The following is a 16,619-nucleotide window of genomic DNA, read 5'->3' on the forward strand; positions in this document are numbered from 1 at the left end:
ACTTTTTAATCAGGAAACCAAAGACGCCTCTTAAATTACTTGCCTAAGTACTAGTTTAAATCTATAGCATAAAAAAATAAATACAATTCCAAATATCTGTGATGATATATCACTGCACTGATCAACAAGCATATGCATAGGAGGTGTTTGTCGATTTATTTTGAGCTGAAAATATATAGAAAAGCAATCATCTATTCATCTCCACAAGTCCTAACTCCTTCTAAAATGATGCCTGCTTGCAGCAGCAGCTCTTCTTCATCTTGCATAGCTATCGGGGTATACAAATCATTTAAGCTGGGCGCACCTGCGTTGATCCAAGCGGTAAACCAAAAATTTCCTACTTCTATAATAGATTTTTTCAAACGGGCCTCCACCTGCCCTTGCAACGCTTCATGGTAAGCAGTAGAAAATGCAATGGAATATTGTTTTTTTAATAGGGTCCCGGTTTGTTCAAAACTGTATTTTTCTGGATATTGTGCAGAAAGCTGCTTTTCTAAATCCAATACGGTATCTACTAAGGCATGAGACTGTCGTACAATATGCCATATATGGCCTACTAGGTCCTGGATATAAACAGCTTGGCCTACAAAAAGGGTATAGCTGTCGAAAAATAAAACTGGCAATCTTGTCTCCCATAAAGCATGCAGTCCTTCCTGACCCGTCATTTGGCCATTGTAGTTTTGTGTAGTATGTAAAGGAACATGTGCATCAGCAATATAATGACCTAAATCTGCTGAATATTTTAGAATTTTAGCTGTATCTTTGTATTTAAAGGCCTCTGTTAATTGTTGGTGTGTATTTAATATAGCCCAAGGGAGATGGCCATGTGCCGCTACTATTTTATCACCATATTGTTCTATAGCTTGATGAAACAAAAGATTTTGTCCATTCAATAGGCTACTGTAGTAGACCTCAAGATCTATAAAGTGTTTGGGGGCTTCATGTTTGATCACATACCTGCGCTTATCTGGATTTACAGCTTTTTCGGTCAAGTAGGTCAGATGGGTTTTATAAAAAGCAAACATACCTGGTGGCAGGGTAGTAATAGCATATCGGTGGATCTGTTTGTGTGCAAAAAATCCCCAAGACCAAGCTTCTAAGGGAAGCTGGCAAAAGATGAGCCAATAAACCGGTTTAATATATACGAAAAGATGTTTTTTCATTTTTGAACAAAAAATAGTAATATGTTAGCCTAATGGCAGCCGCATATTGTATCATACAATTGCCCTATTTATTTTTAATGGTCTATACTTTGAACCCAACAAATTTACCTCAGTATATATTACGCTTTTTTTTGTTTACTACTTGGTTGTTTCCTTGTGTAGCAAAAGCGGTTGAACAAGCCAATCTTGGCAGTACCACATTGCGAACTAAGATGCATACGCTTTGGCAGCCCTATCCATGTGCTATACAATTGCGATCTGGGGTGATGCCTCATAAGCATGTGCATCACGATGCCACTGATGCAGCTACCCCATTATCTGATGAACAGGTACTAGTAGTCATACCTACTACGATTGATTTCGATATATTATATATACATCCCTTTTTTGCCAAGCAGCTAGAATCCTATCCAAGTATTGGGCTATCTTTTTTATTTCCATATGTACTTCAAAAAGTGCAGCAGCTTAGATTCCCAAACATATGGGGCATCTTAGCTTATATAGAACTATATCAGTCTGATGCCACGCTATCTACATGGGGCAACAAAATCAATATTGGCGCCATGAAGGGCAATATATTGGTACAAGGACAACACCAGCCAAGCTATAGTTTTTTAGCCATAAAGGAAATCACTTACCACCGGTTATTAGCACGCTCTTGGCAACTTAATTTCAGCATGGGCCTATTGCTCAACTGGTGGACTAAACATAAGCAGCAGAGCCCAAAGGTAAACCAAATCACCACACCTGGGCATGCCCATGCGCAACCAGCTAATCCTATAGACAATGCGCATGATAGGATAGCCTTAAAATTTGCACCTTTAGCCAGTATAGGTATAGGGTATATAACCCAGAGAACGCCTTTTTTGCGAGAAGCTAATAAACTGATTAAGTATAGGAAACAAACAAATAGTAGAGTAGACTGTAGCCTAGCTGGTAGCAGTAGGCAACTACCAAAAACCCAAAAATATCATTTGATTCTAAGAGGCGCTGCATTATTAAGGGTTACTATTAATGCCCATAATGGCTTGTTATGTGCTATGGAGTTAGGATACAACTGGTATAAACAAGCTTTGGTAGCCAACATGCTGTCAGCGGGAGGTATAGAAATTACACCATTATTGGGCTATGAGCTACGTTATGGGCGTTGTTTGATGCAACTCCAACTAGGATGTGAACTAACTGATTTCAAAAAACCGACCATACAACCTAGCCATGAGCAGGGCATATCCAACCTATTGAAGCAGCGGGGTAAGCTTGTAGCCACGCTACAATATATGCTTACTGAACGCTTTTTTGTGGGTGTAAGCGCACGTTCCCAAGAAATACCAGCGCTTCGGGTGGGCATATCATGGCCATCAAATAATTGAATGATATATAAAAAAGTAGTATCTTGCATTACAATTAAATTATATTTAATATCTCATATATTACATGGCAAATCATTCATCAGCTGAAAAACGCATAAGATCGAACCGTACGAAGTACCTTCGCAATCGTTATCAGTTAAAAACATGTAGAACCTTTATGAAAAAGGTTAGTAAATGTACCGATAAAACCGCTGCAGAGCAGTTACTGCCTAAGGTTTTTGCTATGCTAGATAAACTGGCAGCAAAAAATATAGTGCACAAAAACAAAAGTGCCAATAGCAAAGCCAAGCTTGCTAAATATGTAAATAGGCTAACTATAGCTGCAGCCTAAATGGCTTAAGTGATATGGCACGGGAGATATATGCAACCGCTCCGCTTAAAATCCAAGACTGGGCACCGGAAGACCGGCCAAGAGAAAAACTACTACGTAAAGGTGCTTCTAGCTTAACCGATGCAGAGCTTTTGGCTGTGTTGATAGGTTCTGGTACCCGAAACGTAAGTGTTGTCGTATTGGCACAGCATATTTTAAAGGCAAATGGCAATAGCCTACAAGAGCTGGCCAAGCGTTCTGTGCAGGAATTACGAAGGTTTAGGGGTATAGGGGAAGCAAAAGCGATTGCAGTTGTCTGTGCTATGGAGCTTACCCGTAGGCGGGCGTATGAGCCTGTTCATAAAAGAGAACAGGTCAACACTTCTGCTCAAGCTTATAGGCTATTGCAACCAGACTTAACGGATAAATCTGTAGAGGAGTTTTGGGTTTTGTTACTCAATAGAGCGAATTATCTCATCAATAAAATAAAAATTAGTAGTGGGGGTACAAGTAGAACCATTGTAGATTCCAAATACTTATTTAGAATGGTACTAGACCATCAGGCTGTTTCCATTATATTAGCACACAACCATCCTTCTGGAAATACTACGCCAAGCACTACAGATATTGAATTAACCAAATCAATTACAAACGCGGGGGCATTGCTTGATGTAACGGTGCTAGACCATATTATTTTTACAGACAGAAAATACTTCAGTTTTTCTGATGAGGGGATGCTTTGACGCTATGCGCTCTAGAACGGTTGCATATAGATAGACCACTCTTTTTTAGCTTGGTTTGCTTTAAAATACTAGTACCTAACCATCTATTAAATTAAAATATTACATGCAGCCATTACGTAACATTGCCATTATCGCACACGTAGATCACGGAAAAACAACCTTATTAGACAATTTATTAAAGCAAAGTGGCACATTTAGAGCCCATCAAGAAGTAGCAGAACGGGTAATGGACTCCAATGATTTAGAGCGGGAGCGTGGCATTACGATTTTGGCCAAGTGTACCTCTTTAGTCTGGAAGGATACCCGTATCAATATTGTAGATACACCGGGTCACGCTGACTTTGGTGGCGAGGTAGAGCGCATCTTAAGTATGGTAGATGGTGTACTCTTATTGGTGGATGCAGCAGAAGGGACCATGCCTCAAACTAAGTTCGTTTTAAGTAAGGCGTTAAAGTTGGGGTTGCGTCCTATTGTAGTAGTCAATAAAATTGATCGGGCAGATGCACGCGTAGGGGAAGTAGAAGATGAAATCTTAGAGCTCTTTATGGCACTTGAAGCGACGGAAGCTCAATTTAACTTTCCTATTGTCTATGCTTCTGGTAGGTCAGGTTGGGCCAGTAGAACATTAGATGGGGAGCGCAAAGACCTATCTCCCTTGTTTGATCTGATTCTAGACCATGTACCTGCGCCAACTGTGGACTTAAATAGTGATTTTTCTATGCTGATAACGGCAAGAGAATATGACCCTTATCTAGGTCGCATGTTGACAGGACGTATTTTTACAGGCAGTTTAAAAGTACAACAAGCCATCAAAGCGCTTAATAAAGACGACTCAGTAGTAGAAAATGGTAAGGTAACCAAAATTATGGCTTTCCGCGGCATGGAACATGTACCTATTGAAACCGCATATGCTGGTGACATTGTAGCCATTGCAGGGATGCAACGCGCCAACGTAGCCGAAACCGTTTGTGCTCCCAATGTGATGAAAGCCTTACCGGCTCTTCCTATAGACCCACCTACACTAGCCATCAACTTTTCAGTGAATGATTCTCCACTAGCTGGAACGGAAGGGAGCAAAGTCACCTTTAATGCCCTACGGGATCGGCTCATGCGTGAACTGGAATCCAATGTGTCTATTCAAGTGACTGAAAGTCCTAGTAAAGATTCTTTTGAAGTAGCTGGACGCGGTGAATTACAGCTAGGTGTTTTAATAGAAACGATGCGAAGAGAGGGGTTTGAGCTTTCTATTAGCAGACCCCGTGTATTAATTAAACTAGGCGCTAATGGTGAAAAACTAGAGCCACTAGAGGAGATTCAAATAGAAGTAGATGATGCATTTTCAGGGGCCGTCATTGAATCTATGAGTTTACGCAAAGCAGAAATGAGGGACCTACGTCCAATGGGCGGGGGCAAAACACGCATCATTTTTGTTGGGCCCTCACGTGGTTTAATTGGTTATTATGGCACCTTTCTTACGGAGACGAGGGGTACTGGTATTATGAATAGGACCTTTCACAGTTATGGTTCCTATAGGGGCACTATTGCTGGACGACGCAATGGCGTGCTTATTTCTATGGGTATGGGTGACGCAGTTGCTTATGCACTTTTTAATTTAGCGGATCGAGGTAAAATATTTATCGGCTCAGGTGTAAAGGTATATGGTGGCATGATTATAGGGGAACACAATAGAGATAATGACCTAGAAGTGAATCTACTAAAAGGAAAACAGCTTACGAATATGCGTGCATCAAGTTCAGACGAATCCATTCGGTTAAGCCCACCTGTTGTGATGACCTTAGAAGAAGCGATTACTTATATAAAAGATGATGAGCGCGTAGAAGTAACACCAAAATCTATCCGTTTACGCAAAGCAATATTAGATCCTAATGAACGGAAAAGAGCTACCAAATCGCATCATTAAGCTGATGTCGCGTGATCAAATATAATGGGCTGATTGCTTCAAACAGATTTTCTTTAATCTTGTTTCCTGTTTTTTCTTATGTATCTGTTCCAGTCACTGTTTTTTTGCGTTAAAAGAAAAGTGCCCCTGTAAAAAGCCGTGGTGTATAAAGTGGCATCATGCAAATGATTAGGAAAAACAGTTTCCTTTCAAGCCCCCAAAGGGGGCGCTTTCTGTTTTTCCATCTGTAAGATGACACTTTCAGCGACTTTTTACCGAGGGCTTAATTTTTTGTCCACTTTTTTATCAAGAAAAAAGTGGAATAAATTTCATTATTAACCAGTATCGTGAACAGATACAATATTCCTTAAGTTGACGCCATTGCCTGAACACACACGTTCAAATAACAAATGCCTCTGTTTTGATATCCTTTATCATAAGCTGTAAAGATTTATTGCCTAAATAGTAATTATATCCTATCGTATAGGCTATAGAGAAAGGCTGCCCAGTAGAAACAAGTGGTAGATAACCACCCAAACCAAATCCTATCGCTTCATAAGGCGTTGCACAATCTATTTGGTATAGCTCCAGCTTAAGATGTTTTTCTTTTACCAAATGAAATTTTCGGGCATAAACGTTTTCACTGGCAAATACGGGCGTAGGATTGCCTGGACCAAAGGGAGCCATTTGCATTAAGATGTTGACAAATTTTTGCGTAATGACCTGAAAGGGAATAAGCGCATGAATGATTTGTTGAGGCAGTAACAACTCATCTGTTATCGTTTCTAATACTACTGCCTCAAATTTTTTCTGGAATGTAGCCATATGCGCTAGTGGCATAGTAAGCCCTGCTGCAAATGCATGACCACCATATTGGTCTAAAAGTGGGCTACAGGCAGCAATCGCTTCGTAGATATTATAGCCAGGTATAGAACGAGCAGAACCAGTAGCCTTGCCATCAGAAAGCGTTAAAACTACAGTAGGTCTATAACACTGTTCAATACAACGGGAAGCTACTATGCCAATAATACCTTTATGCCAATCTGGATTAAAAAGCACATTGCTCTTACCTTGAACAGGACTATTTTCTATCATCGCCAAGGCTTCCTGTGTAATGGTATAATCAAGCGATTGGCGTAAGAGGTTCTGCTGATCAATAGACTGAGCCAAATGATAGGCTTGTGTGCTATCTTGTTCTATCAGCAACGCTACAGCCAAAGAGGCATGGCTCATGCGCCCAGCTGCATTAATCCGTGGGCCTATCTTAAAGACAATATCAGCAATGGTAATGGTACGCGTAAAGAACGCTAGTTCCATTAAGGCTTGTAGCCCTGGGCGCGGGTTTGTTTCCAATTGTTTGATGCCAAAGTAAGCTAAAATCCTGTTTTCATCTACCAATGGAACAATATCACAAGCGGTACTAACCGCTACAAGGTCTAAATAAGCATAAAGGCGCTGGGGGGGCAATCCGTATTGCTTACAGAAAGCTTGTAATAGTTTAAAACCTATCCCACATCCCGATAATTCTTTAAAGGGATAGGGGCAACTGGGTTGCTTTGGATCTAAAATAGCATAAGCGGGTGGTAAGGTATCTCCTACTTCATGGTGGTCACAAACGATTACATCTATACCCCGTTCAACCGCTCGGGCAATGGATGTATAGGCCTTTATGCCGCAGTCTAAGGTAATGATAAGCTGCACACCTTCTTGATATGCTTTTTCTATAGCTTGTATGGAAACGCCATAACCCTCTACCATACGGTCTGGCACATAGTACTTTACCGATGCACCAGGTAAAGATTGAAGAAAACCATACACCATAGCCACAGCTGTTGTGCCATCTACATCATAATCACCATAAATTAATATTTTTTCTTTTTGGCTTAATGCTTGGTGCAAACGGGTTACCGCTTGGGCCATACCTTGCATTAAAAAGGGATCATACAACTGCGTTAAAGAAGGGCGAAAAAAATGTTTGGCTGCTTCAAAAGTTTCGATTTCCCTATGGACTAAAATAGCTGAAAGCGCAGAAGGGGTACCCAATACTGCTTCCAAACCTGTTATTTTGGCAGAGTCCTTAAAAGATTGAACCACCCAACGTTTGTGCATAGATGCAGATCCCATTAGCAAAGTCCTGACAAACGACTTGCTTCTTTAATAGCTAAACTACTTCCATGCCTAGAAGTTGGGTATTGCGCTATAATCTCTTGATAGCACCTATAGGCATTTTTATATTGCGCATCTGCTTCAAAAGCAATAGCGGCTTTAACCAAATAGCCAGGGGTATATACACTGTTTGCTTTATAGTGAGCAGCTTTCATATAATAGATTGCTGCTTCCTTGTGCTTTTTTTGCTCACTATAGGCATCGCCCATTACACACCAAGCACGGGCTTGTAGGATAAAATCTTTAGCTTTAAACTTCTTTAGAAAAAAAAGCGCTTGATCATATTCCTTTTGGTGCATATAGGCAACCCCTGCATAAAAACAGGCTAAATTAGCGGTTGTAGTATAAGGGTATGCTTTAATGACGTCCAAAAAGCCTCTATGATCCGCATTTCCCTTGAGTGCTTTATCAAAATCACCAGCTTCAAAATAATAGGTGGCTTGAAAAATAGCATCTTGTGCTTTTAAATTTTTTGCCTCTCTTAGAGAAAAAAACCAAAAGCAAGAGACCATTGTAAGCGAAGTTAAACAAAAACCAATCAGATACCACTTGCTTCTGCTCTTTTTTAGCGTGGTGCCTATTTCTTTTGCTTGATGGCCTTGGCTTCTAGGCATACTGTTGATGTCTATTATTTTCATAAAATTTAATGCTGAAGAAATGGATAATCCGTTTGTTTGTAAACATAATGATAAACAGTTGCTGGATCTGGAAAGGAAGATGCCTCTGCAAAAGCAACTGCTTGTGCAACTTGATCTTTTACTTTGCGGTCAATGGTTTCCAATGCTGCTGCATCTATACCTTGCTTGTTTAAGATCAACGCCTTAAGCTTAAGAATAGGATCTTGTTCTTTATAGGATTCTACCTCTTCTTTCGTACGATAAGCGGCAGGATCAGACATGGAGTGGCCTCTGTAACGGTAGGTTACAAACTCCAATAAGCTAGGTATACCCTTTCTAGCTTTTACTGCAGCACGCTCCACTGCGCGGTGTACCGATTCTACACAGAATCCATCTATGCGTTCTGCATCCATCGCATAACTACTACCCAATCGATAGAGTTCTGTGACATTAGAGCTGCGCTCTACTGAAGTACCCATTGCATACCCATTATTTTCAATTACAAAAATAATGGGTAACTTATACAACATGGCTAAGTTAAAAGCCTCATGAACAGCACCCTGCCGCACTGCGCCATCCCCCATAAAGGTAATGCAAAGGTTCCCGGTTTGCTTATATTGTTCAGCAAAGGCAACACCTACCCCTAAAGGTACGTGCCCGCCCACAATGCCATGGCCACCTAAAAAATGACGGGCTTTGTCAAATAAATGCATGGACCCACCATACCCTTTAGAAACCCCTGTCGCTTTCCCATAGAGTTCAGCCATTACATGATCGGGATTTGTCCCTAATGCAATAGGATGGGCATGGTCACGGTAAGCCGTGATGTATTTATCCCCTTGCCGTAGTGCCGTAACGGCACCAGCTATACAAGCCTCCTGACCTGTATAAAGGTGGCAAAATCCTCGAATCTTTTGCTGCCCATAGAGCTGGGCTGCTTTGTCTTCGAATTTACGTATCAACAACATCAGCTCATACCACCGCTCATAAAAAGGTGAAAGATCTGCTGCATCAATAGGTGATAAAGGAGGGTGTGCTATAATTGATGAGACCATGGTTATACTTTAATTGGTTATCGTTTTATACGTTTTTTACCTCCTAGGCCATAGGGACTGTTGTACGTTTCCCTAAGCAATTTAGAAGGATACGGCCTATCATGCAACAAAGTTACCCAAGTAGTTATAAAAAATCAAAAGAAAGCCACCTGTTAAAGCCACACGGGCAAAAATAAACTATAGCTAGATAGCCAATGGGGGCATCTTTTAGCCAATGCCATCAGCTGAAAGGTGTAGCCACCTTTTATCTATGCACCAATTATACTAAATTTTACAGGGAATGCCTACTTTTAGACAAGTATATGTGACATGCTCAAAATGTAAGCAAAAGTTTGTGGCATCCTACTATTTCGCCCTTGTATTGTGCTTACTGTTGCACTCAAGCCAAAGTAAACCTTACATTGGCAGTAGGCTTTTCACTTTATTGTAACGCTAAAGAAAGCTATGCAAGATGCTTTTAAAAAAATATTAAAAGGTTACCAAGCATTTAGAAATAAATATGTGCATGCTGAGCAATCTATTATGTATGGGTTACATCACAATGGGCAACAACCTAAAATTATGGTCATTGCTTGTTGTGATGCGCGGGTAGATCCGGCTTTACTATTGCAATGTGATCCGGGTGATTTGTTTGTGGTGCGTAATGTAGCCAATATCATCCCTCCTTATGAAAAGGACGCAAACCATCATGGTACAAGTGCTGCTTTAGAATTTGGTATTTGCTTACTGAATGTAGCGCATTTAATTGTACTTGGCCATAGTCAATGTGGCGGGATTAAAGCTTTATTAGCCAGTGCAGCGCCACAGCAAGATGATTTTATTACCAATTGGGTTTCTTTAATCAAAACGCCTAATTTTAGGCAATATCAAGCAGATGATTATGCCAAACTGTCCTTGGCGCAATCTTATCAAAATTGCATGACTTTCCCCTGGATTAAAGCAAACATACACAGCGGAAAGCTTACAGTACATCTATGGTTTTTTGATATCCAAACAGGTCAAATTTATACATACGATCATGATACAAAAACCTATCAATCCTTATTGCCTTTAGCGGAATAAGTTATTGTTTTCGCGACCATATGGCTGAATAGATAGCTAAAAGGATTGAATACCTATAGCGTCTCGGACCATTTTCATCGTTTCCTTTGCCAAGTGAGCTGCTTTTTCCGTACCCTGATGGAGGATTTCTTTGATCACTTTAGCATCCAAATTATTCCTTTTTTCTCTGATAGGTGCCAATAGAAGTTGTAAGCTATCATTCAAAATATTTTTAAGGACTACATCACCTAATCCGCCACGTCTGTAGTGGGCTTTTAAGTCAGCAACGACTTCTTGATCATTATGAAAGGCATCGAGATAGGCAAAGACTACATTCCCCTCTACACGACCAGGATCGCTTGCCTTAATGTGGTTAGGATCCGTATACATCTGAAAAACTTTCTGTTTGATCACTTCTGGTGGATCAGAAATGGCAATGGCATTGCCTAGTGACTTACTGGACTTGGACTGACCATCTATCCCCACTAACCTGGATGTTTTACTCAACACCGCTTGGCATTCTTTTAAAACGTTGGTATGATAGAGCCTATTAAAGCGTCTAACAATGGCATTGGTTTGCTCAATCATAGGTAGTTGATCATCCCCAACCGGGACCAATTCTGCTTGAAATAGCGTAATGTCTGCCGCTTGGCTGACCGGATAACAGAAAAAGCCTGCCGGAATGGCCTCATCATATCCTTTTTGCTGTATTTCATACTTTACAGTAGGGTTGCGATGCAATTGACCCAAGGTAACCAAGTTGAGGTAATAGATCGTTAACGCTGCAATTTCTGGTATTTGAGACTGAACCACAATAGTTGTTTGGTTGGGATCGATCCCAACACTTAGATAATCCTTAGTAACTTCAATAATATTTTGGGTGACTTGTGCGGGATGGTCGAAATGATCCGTTAATGCCTGTAGATCTGCTACTAGAATATACTGATCATATACACTTTGCAATTTAACCCTATTTTGTAAAGAGCCAATGTAATGGCCTAAATGGAGCTTGCCAGTTGGCCTATCACCCGTTAAGATTTTCTTCTTCATGCTTATGCAACCTTAATGAAACACATTTTTATCTTATCTTAGCTTTACATAAAGCATACAATATATATAACCCAATACTTAAAAAAAGCCCTTCGACATGCATGGCAACGATGCATAGCATTCCGAGCAGAATGAAACAATAACGCGCCTGATTCGTTTGCCAGGCAAAGCCTTGAAACTTCAAAGCTATAAATGGAATAGGGGCAACCAATAGATAAGAAAGCAGAAGGGTTAATAAAGGCAGCACCAGGGGTTGTGTTAAACCATTGACCAAGTTCGGATAAAGGGCACGTTTTAAGATTATAGGTAAAGTAGCTACTAGCAGGGCATTAGCTGTCGTAGCCAATCCTGTAAATTGATCGGCCTGCTTAGGGTCCACATTAAACCTAGCCAACCGAAGCGCAGAAAAAACCACCATGCACAAAGCGGCATAAGGACGATAAGGGCAGGTTTCATAGGTTGTGATTAACATATAAAGGATAGACGAAGGCAACATACCAAAGGTAATCAGATCTGCTAATGCATCCAATTGCTTGCCAAGGGCAGACTGTGCATGCAACAGCTTTGCGGTAAAACCATCTAAAAAATCCAGAAAAGCACCTATATAGATGCTATACGCAGCATATACCAGCTCTCCCTTTAGCGCCAATAGGGTGCCTATTGTACCACTGATTAAATTTAAAACCGATAAACAATTGGGAATATGTTTTTTCATACTGTTATTCATTCATACTAAATTAGTCTGCAACAAGCTCGTATAGTCTAGTACCACTATGCCGTCACTAGCGCTGGCAATATAATGGATTTATATTCGATATGAAAATCATTAGGGGTTAGCATGTAGCATCAACGCTTTACGCCTTTTTAAGGCAACAGATATTTTTTGTAGCCTTTCTAAACTGACGTTATGCCGTTCCCATGGGTGTATTGCCCCATTGTCGCACCTACGATGTTCACCTCTGGTACAAGGGTGATATGAAACTGACGTTTTACCTTTTGTACGATTTGGGTAGCTAAATTGATAATATCTTGACCAGTAGCGCCTCCATAGTTCACAAGTATCAGTGCATGTAAGGGATAGACTCCTGCATGGCCTATACGCACGCCTTTAAAACCCGCTGCTTCTATAAGCCAGGCTGCTGAGACTTTTATCTGATCTTGGTCTTGTGTGCAAAAAGCCACTAACGAGGGATATTGCTGCTTCAGCCATTGATAATGCGCTATAGATACCAACGGATGGTGAAAAAAACTACCTGCATTGCCTAAAACAGCAGGATCTGGCAGTTTTTGTTTGCGAATGGCAATAATTGCGTCGCTTATTGCTTGAAAGGACAACCGTTTAACGCCCATCTGTGCCAACATAACTTGAATGGCTTCATATTCTATAGTATATTTTGCTTCTTTATATAAAGCTAGTGTAAGGCTTGTAATTAAATATTGGTTCTGCCATTTTGTTTTGAAAAAGCTAGTTCTATAGCCAAAGCCACATGCTTCGGCTTTAAAAACTACTTTTTCCCCAGTTGCTAATACAATGGCTTCAATGGTATCTACCACCTCTTTAAGTTCTACACCATATGCCCCTATATTTTGTATAGGTGCGCCACCAACCGTCCCTGGAATAAAGGATAGGTTTTCTATGCCTCCATACCCTCTTGCGGTGCAAAATAAGACAAGCTGATGCCAAGGGACACCTGCTGCAGCCTTCACCAGGACTTTATAGCGCTTTTCTGCTATTACTTCAATACCGGGCAGTTGCACATGCAGTATATAACCAGGAAAATCCCTAACAAATAGTGTATTGCTGCCACCACCTAAGATATAAAAATGGGTACGCTTTAGATCTACTGTAGCACAAAAATCTGCTATATCTCTTAGACAATGCAGCTGAATGTAACCGGCAGCAAATGCAGGTAGCTTAAAGCTATGGAGTGCTTGCAAAGGGTATGGACCATGCATCATCAAAACAAGAAATAATACCTCTTTTTCATTCCACCTCCTTTCTAGCTTCCAAATGGAATGCTACACCAAAAATAGGCACTGGTAGTTGGCACACCCATTTGTTATTATCCTGTTTCTTTAAACAAGGAACATCTACCGAAATATTTGCATAAGGTATATTTCGATTAGATAAAAATCTACATTGTAAATGAAGTTTGGCACCTATGGTATCAAAATTTCTACCTATAGTAGACAGAGCAGCCGGTTGGAGGGTATGGTCATACTCCCCTATTTTGGGGGAATGACCATACCACTCCATCCATATTTTCTCTAAAAATAAGAACAGCGGTATGCCACACTCTGGATAAGCTAAAGGAAAGCCATACGTTAGATGCAGGCATTGTTCCCAACGCGGTATACCACACCCTAGATAAACTACGGGAGAACCATACGTTAGATATATATTATTACTTAGTGGTTTATATCGCTGAATAACTAGATCTAAACCAAAATAGTGATGATCACCAAGCCCTGGGATATAAAATTGAGGATTAAAAACAAAGATATTTTCCCATTCCTTTAATGAGGGAGGATAATTTTTTGCAAACGCAAAACTTATATAAAGTTTTTGGTACCAGGGTGAGCAAAGATCTCTTTTACTCAAAGATGAGGCATTGTTTATATTAAGACTATATATTGCAGTATGAGCTATTTTTTTATCTTTATCATATCGTTCTAGCTCCACTTCAGCCTTAAAATAGGCTTCCCCTGAAGAACTGCCTAACGTGAAATAATAAGGGAATTTTATACCTAAGCTTAATGTGGGTTTCCAAAAGGTATCACTTATGTAATCTTTCGGAGTGGTACACAGAAAATTACTCAATGTACCTGGGCGGAAGCTATCCTTTTTCAAGCCTTCTATATGCTCAATCACCTCGTGGTTTCTATACCTATTACCTTTAATATCTATGTCCAAAATTGGGTAAAAGGTTGCATACTTTATTTTCAACCCTAATTCAGTTGTTTTATATATAGGATCTCTATTCTTATTCAGGATATTAAAGTTTTGGTAAAAATAGGGGGCAATGTTAAGTTTATCCTCTAAGTCTACCACTTGACAAAGTATAACCTTAATGCCTCTATCATGCCAGTTTGGTTCTTTTACTTGTGGGCCAAGCAGATCAAAATGCTCGTTTAAAAAATGGTGCTTAATAACGGGATAGCGATGGTCAGGCACTTTTGTCAATAGATCACTATTCTGTTCTTGTACAACCAATGGCGCATAGTACCTTACAGATCGGTCCTCTACTTCCCCTAAAGGTGTCCACAAAAATGGATCAAAAGGCATAACAGCTATCTCCATGCCATTTTTACCATAATCATTGAAGATAAGTTGATTGGATAGAGGATCTACCCTGCCCAAATAGGCGCCATATTTTCGCGAAGTAAGTTGAAAACAAGCTTTTGTAGGCAAATGCATTGCATAAATATTATCGATGCCATTATAGGAGCTGTTGTAGAGCAAATAGTCTTTATAGACTTTAGGGGAACTTCTATGCTCGTAGGTGTAAGGCAAGAGTGTTTCTACCTTACTAGTCGCCACATTGATCCGTAAAATACTATTTTGCTGGTCCTTGGTTTTCACTACCAGGATGTGATCTTCACCAGACCAACTGGGAGTTAAATAATACCCTTCATCCGGGTTATCTATTTTTTTGATGACCTTACCAGATTTGGTCTCTAAAATAACCAACAAATGTTTCCCTGTTTGGTCAGTTGTTACCGCAACGAGTTGCTGGGCACTAGGGCTTATAGCTAGTGCAGTATATCGGCTGCTTGAGGCAAGGGTGCGCCTGCTTTTTTTTGCAAAATCATAATATTGTAAGCGAATAGTCTGCCTCTTCCCTTGCCAAGGATGCCTGGATCTTTCTAGCCAAGCGGCACACCCCTCTCCTATGTCAAAAACAGTAGGTGTAAGGCTACTCGGCATAAAGTGTAATATCGTCTTGTCTTTGCGTAAAGATGCAGCGGCTCTTTTTAAGCTATCAGCAGGTGCAAGCTTAACCTGAACCAGCTGAGCACGTAATCCTATACCTACCTTCCAGGCCATAAGGCGACCTGATGCATCCATAAATGGGTTATGATAATCAAAGCTATCATTTGGCTTTTTAATGGTAAGCTGGGTGGCAGGCGTAATTTTTAATCCTTCTAACTGCTTTTGCCAACGCTCGCGTAGCTCTTGGTTCATCTCCCTATACAATGTGGGGATGGACTTTTTGGTCACCTTTTTTACAGCATGGTGAAACCCAAAATAAGGCACACCCTGCATGGTTTTTTCAAAAATAACTTTGATGGCATCTGCCCCATATTTTCTGCGCATATATGTAGTGAAATAATACCCTACGTGATAGTCAGATGGAAGCTCATATTTCAAGGAGCCAAATACTTGCCTGCTAAAACTAACGGGATCACGCTCTAGAAGGGTAATCTTATATATCTTTTCCCAGACCGGTAAACGCCCTCGTCCACTTTTTGAAAGCGCAGTTTCGATGCCGACGGCATCGCCTTCTTTAAAAAAGCTGTCAACGCCGCACACCGCAACCACATTCCATACAAAATAGGGAAATTTAAGCCAAACAGGTGTACTATGGTATTCAATACTATGTTGTACTGCATGTCTCAGCTCATGTATACATAGCATATTGTACCAATCCGCATTACCGACAAAATAGGGATTGGAGTTGTATAAGGTGTAAAAAGATATATGACGCGGCAGTGGTTTAAAATATGCATTCAACTCAGCAGATTGATTGTTAAGCAGCAAACGAATGGGACTAGGATAGATACCCAACGTTTTAGATACAGGCTTATAAATCGTTTCTAGCGTATTGGCTATACGCTGTGCTGAGTTGGTACTGTTTTTATCAAAGAATATACTAAAATGAGGCGTTGTGATTTTTTGTATTGCCGTGGCTTGGCTAACCAAGCCAAAGCATAGAAAATATAGCAAAGCACTAGTAGCCACAAAAGTGCGCTGCTTCTTTTGTTGCCAACAAATGCAACGTAAATGATCCAGAAACATATAAACGTAAATAATAATAGCCGTATAGTACGCACGTATAGTGCAAAAGTTGCTATGCTTAATGGTTTTATATTAATCCATAGCCATATTTCCTATAAATCTATAAAAAATGGTGGAAATATATTGCTTCCCAATGGCCCAATTTAGCTTTGTACAAAGCTGTGCAACATCTTACCAGTTGTCC

13 protein-coding genes are annotated in these 16,619 nt (G+C 40.3%); 5 read left to right on the forward strand and 8 right to left on the reverse strand.

Annotated elements, in window-relative coordinates; genetic code table 11:
• Positions 1-191: 191 nt before the first annotated feature.
• Entirely contained in the window at positions 192-1,163 is a 972-nt protein-coding gene (locus tag NLX65_RS00910) for a zinc dependent phospholipase C family protein (protein ID WP_260536171.1), read from the reverse strand.
• Positions 1,164-1,252: 89 nt separating this feature from the next.
• Between NLX65_RS00910 and NLX65_RS00915 the strand changes: the two genes are divergently transcribed.
• The 4 genes from NLX65_RS00915 to typA all read left to right on the forward strand — a co-directional run bounded on the left by NLX65_RS00915 (position 1,253) and on the right by typA (position 5,507).
• Complete coding sequence (locus NLX65_RS00915; protein ID WP_260536173.1) at positions 1,253-2,533, forward strand: hypothetical protein; 1,281 nt, start codon at positions 1,253-1,255, stop codon at positions 2,531-2,533.
• A 64-nt stretch (positions 2,534-2,597) separates the two neighbouring features.
• On the forward strand, positions 2,598-2,864 hold the full coding sequence (gene rpsT / locus NLX65_RS00920) for a 30S ribosomal protein S20 (protein WP_260536175.1): 267 nt from the start codon (positions 2,598-2,600) through the stop codon (positions 2,862-2,864).
• Between the two features lie 14 nt (positions 2,865-2,878).
• Entirely contained in the window at positions 2,879-3,586 is a 708-nt protein-coding gene (radC, locus tag NLX65_RS00925) for a RadC family protein (RefSeq protein ID WP_260536178.1), read from the forward strand.
• 103 nt (positions 3,587-3,689) lie between these two features.
• A complete protein-coding gene (gene typA, locus NLX65_RS00930; protein ID WP_260536180.1) occupies positions 3,690-5,507 on the forward strand; it encodes a translational GTPase TypA in 1,818 nt (605 codons plus the stop codon).
• Positions 5,508-5,885: 378 nt separating this feature from the next.
• Here typA and recJ read toward each other — a convergent pair whose 3' ends face one another.
• Genes recJ through pdhA form a run of 3 tightly spaced genes read right to left on the reverse strand, consistent with a single transcriptional unit; the run spans position 5,886 to position 9,324 of the window.
• Positions 5,886-7,595 carry a single-stranded-DNA-specific exonuclease RecJ gene (gene recJ / locus NLX65_RS00935; RefSeq protein ID WP_260536182.1) on the reverse strand — a complete coding sequence of 570 codons (1,710 nt, stop codon included), beginning with the start codon at positions 7,593-7,595 and terminating at the stop codon, positions 5,886-5,888.
• A 14-nt stretch (positions 7,596-7,609) separates the two neighbouring features.
• Positions 7,610-8,266, reverse strand: coding sequence for a tetratricopeptide repeat protein (locus NLX65_RS00940; RefSeq protein ID WP_260536185.1), 657 nt, complete (start codon positions 8,264-8,266; stop codon positions 7,610-7,612).
• 29 nt (positions 8,267-8,295) lie between these two features.
• On the reverse strand, positions 8,296-9,324 hold the full coding sequence (gene pdhA, locus NLX65_RS00945; protein WP_260536188.1) for a pyruvate dehydrogenase (acetyl-transferring) E1 component subunit alpha: 1,029 nt from the start codon (positions 9,322-9,324) through the stop codon (positions 8,296-8,298).
• Positions 9,325-9,768: 444 nt separating this feature from the next.
• Here pdhA and NLX65_RS00950 point away from each other — a divergent pair, with 444 nt between their 5' ends.
• Entirely contained in the window at positions 9,769-10,386 is a 618-nt protein-coding gene (locus tag NLX65_RS00950) for a carbonic anhydrase (RefSeq protein ID WP_260536191.1), read from the forward strand.
• Between the two features lie 36 nt (positions 10,387-10,422).
• Here NLX65_RS00950 and trpS read toward each other — a convergent pair whose 3' ends face one another.
• The 4 genes from trpS to NLX65_RS00970 all read right to left on the reverse strand — a co-directional run bounded on the left by trpS (position 10,423) and on the right by NLX65_RS00970 (position 16,435).
• Positions 10,423-11,415 carry a tryptophan--tRNA ligase gene (gene trpS / locus NLX65_RS00955; RefSeq protein ID WP_260536194.1) on the reverse strand — a complete coding sequence of 331 codons (993 nt, stop codon included), beginning with the start codon at positions 11,413-11,415 and terminating at the stop codon, positions 10,423-10,425.
• Positions 11,416-11,443: 28 nt separating this feature from the next.
• Positions 11,444-12,130, reverse strand: coding sequence for a CDP-diacylglycerol--serine O-phosphatidyltransferase (pssA, locus tag NLX65_RS00960; protein ID WP_260536196.1), 687 nt, complete (start codon positions 12,128-12,130; stop codon positions 11,444-11,446).
• 179 nt (positions 12,131-12,309) lie between these two features.
• On the reverse strand, positions 12,310-13,374 hold the full coding sequence (gene murB / locus NLX65_RS00965) for a UDP-N-acetylmuramate dehydrogenase (protein ID WP_260536199.1): 1,065 nt from the start codon (positions 13,372-13,374) through the stop codon (positions 12,310-12,312).
• A gap of 25 nt (positions 13,375-13,399) precedes the next feature.
• On the reverse strand, positions 13,400-16,435 hold the full coding sequence (locus NLX65_RS00970; RefSeq protein ID WP_260536202.1) for a hypothetical protein: 3,036 nt from the start codon (positions 16,433-16,435) through the stop codon (positions 13,400-13,402).
• Positions 16,436-16,619: the final 184 nt, after the last annotated feature.

The sequence above is a fragment of the Candidatus Cardinium sp. TP genome, assembly GCF_025215055.1.
GTDB lineage: Bacteria > Bacteroidota > Bacteroidia > Cytophagales > Amoebophilaceae > Cardinium.

Coding starts and splice junctions, on each gene's coding strand:
- recJ (WP_260536182.1), bottom strand. CDS start 7,595: ATGCACAAACGTTGGGTGGTTCAATCTTTTAAGGACTCTGCCAAAATA.
- NLX65_RS00910 (WP_260536171.1), bottom strand. CDS start 1,163: ATGAAAAAACATCTTTTCGTATATATTAAACCGGTTTATTGGCTCATC.
- pssA (WP_260536196.1), bottom strand. CDS start 12,130: ATGAAAAAACATATTCCCAATTGTTTATCGGTTTTAAATTTAATCAGT.
- trpS (WP_260536194.1), bottom strand. CDS start 11,415: ATGAAGAAGAAAATCTTAACGGGTGATAGGCCAACTGGCAAGCTCCAT.
- NLX65_RS00940 (WP_260536185.1), bottom strand. CDS start 8,266: ATGCCTAGAAGCCAAGGCCATCAAGCAAAAGAAATAGGCACCACGCTA.
- NLX65_RS00950 (WP_260536191.1), top strand. CDS start 9,769: ATGCAAGATGCTTTTAAAAAAATATTAAAAGGTTACCAAGCATTTAGA.
- radC (WP_260536178.1), top strand. CDS start 2,879: ATGGCACGGGAGATATATGCAACCGCTCCGCTTAAAATCCAAGACTGG.
- pdhA (WP_260536188.1), bottom strand. CDS start 9,324: ATGGTCTCATCAATTATAGCACACCCTCCTTTATCACCTATTGATGCA.
- typA (WP_260536180.1), top strand. CDS start 3,690: ATGCAGCCATTACGTAACATTGCCATTATCGCACACGTAGATCACGGA.
- NLX65_RS00970 (WP_260536202.1), bottom strand. CDS start 16,435: ATGTTTCTGGATCATTTACGTTGCATTTGTTGGCAACAAAAGAAGCAG.
- rpsT (WP_260536175.1), top strand. CDS start 2,598: ATGGCAAATCATTCATCAGCTGAAAAACGCATAAGATCGAACCGTACG.
- murB (WP_260536199.1), bottom strand. CDS start 13,374: ATGATGCATGGTCCATACCCTTTGCAAGCACTCCATAGCTTTAAGCTA.